Raw genomic sequence first — 1,640 nt, 5'->3', positions numbered from 1 at the left:
CTAGTGCTGTGACCGGGAAGGTTCGCCGGGGTCGGGAGCGGACAAGCGGTTTGATGGGCTGGGCAGCCTGTGCACTGGGCGTGGGAGGATCGCGCAGTGACTATCACGCTGCATGACTTTGACGGTGAGCACTCGCTGACGCTCGCTGCCGGTGACCTGGCCGCCGACGCTGCCGTAGTGGCCACCGGGCACGAGCCGAATGGGTACTTCTGGGAGGGTCTTGTGCAGTTCGCCTGGCCGGATCTCGCTGAGCGCCTCAATTTCGATAGCGAGGGCGGCATGTTCTGTGCGATCGGGAGCTCGAGTGACCTCGCGCAGCTCAAAGCTGCCCTTGAGCCCGTGATCTCGAGCCCCGGCACAGTTCGCGAGATTGTTGCCCGTGCCGAGACGGCAGGCTTCGAGTTCGACGACTAGCGCTGTGACCGGCAGGTCTGCCGGGTTCAGGCCGCAAGCTGGAGGGGTCTGCCGCCCCAGCGGATGTGTTTCTCGCTGCGGATGCGGGCGCGTTCGCGTCGTTGGGCGGCGAGGACGTCGGGGTGTCGGGCGTTCTTGTTGCGCCAGCGAAGGTAGGCGTGCAGCGCCCGGGTCTGGACGGTGTGGTTGGGGTGGATCGAGTTGGCGAGGGTGAACTGCCGCAGGGGCCCGAAGTGGGCCTCGATCGGGTTGGCCCAGGACGCGTAGGTCGGGGTGAAGCAGAGTTCGACCTTGTTCCGGTCGGCCCAGCGGCGGATCCGCCAGTTCAGGTGCGCGGACAGGTTGTCGAGGATCACGTAGATCGGGGCGCCGTCCGGGCGGGCCGCGCGGATCGACCGTAAGGCCGCCCAGGTGTGGTTGATGCCCTTGCGGCGTCGGACGACTCCCCAGAGTTGGTCATCGCCGACGGAGTAGCAGCCGTGGAAGTAGGTGATGCCGTGGGTACGGCGGTAGGTCGCCGGCAGCCGATCCGGGTTCCCCTGCGGAGCCCAGCACGATCCCGCGGTCGGGCGGATGCCGAGCGGCCCGAACTCGTCCAGGGCGAATGTCCGGTCCGGCCGCTCGGTGAGCGCGAACTCGATCCGGTCGAGCTTGGCGTCGAAGTCCGGGTCCGGAGACTCCTTCCAGGTCTTCGTGCGCTGGAAGGAGATCCCGCGGCGGATCAGGAGGCAGCGCAGGGCCTCCCGGCCGATCCTCACCGGACGGGCGATGTTGCGCCGAAGATGGTCGGCGAGCTTGCGGATCGACCAGCGCGTGAAGGGCTTGCCCAGCGCTGTGGGCCGGGTGGTGGCCGTCTGGACGACGAAGTCCTCGTCGTCAGTGCTCAGCAGGCGGGGACGGCCTCCCGCCCACCGAGGGTCCAGGCAGGCCAGGCCGATCTCGTTGAACCGATGGATCACGTCCCGGACGGTGTCCTCGTCGGCCTGGACCAGCTGCGCGATCGCCGGGACCGGGCTGCCGCCCGATGAGGCCAGCAGCATCATCGCCCGCCGGAATCGCACCGAACTGGTGCTTCCCCGCCGCACGATCCGCTGCAGCTTCTGCCCCTCCTGCTCAGTCAGCCGGCGAACCCTCACCGGTGATGCCATACCCGCCCCCTGCCACACGCCGTCACTGACACCCAACACAACGAGTGGCCCGGCAAAGGTTTCCGGTCACAGCACTAG

Annotated in this window: 2 protein-coding genes; one reads left to right on the top strand and one right to left on the bottom strand. The window is 68.1% G+C overall.

Going from position 1 to position 1,640, the window contains the following annotated elements:
* Positions 1 to 96: 96 nt before the first annotated feature.
* Positions 97 to 414 carry an Imm51 family immunity protein gene (locus tag ACFV7R_RS47025; protein ID WP_385276962.1) on the top strand — a complete coding sequence of 106 codons (318 nt, stop codon included), beginning with the start codon at positions 97 to 99 and terminating at the stop codon, positions 412 to 414.
* A 26-nt stretch (positions 415 to 440) separates the two neighbouring features.
* Here the strand turns inward: ACFV7R_RS47025 and ACFV7R_RS47020 are convergent, their stop codons facing one another.
* Positions 441 to 1,562, bottom strand: coding sequence for an IS630 family transposase (locus ACFV7R_RS47020; RefSeq protein ID WP_385276959.1), 1,122 nt, complete (start codon positions 1,560 to 1,562; stop codon positions 441 to 443).
* Between the last annotated feature and the right edge of the window lie 78 nt (positions 1,563 to 1,640).

This window comes from Streptomyces sp. NPDC059866 (assembly GCF_042731325.1).
In the GTDB taxonomy this organism is placed as follows: Bacteria; Actinomycetota; Actinomycetes; order Streptomycetales; family Streptomycetaceae; genus Streptomyces; species Streptomyces flavusporus.
Note: the sequence above shows the minus strand (reverse complement) of the source record. Positions and strands in the feature narration are given on the sequence as shown.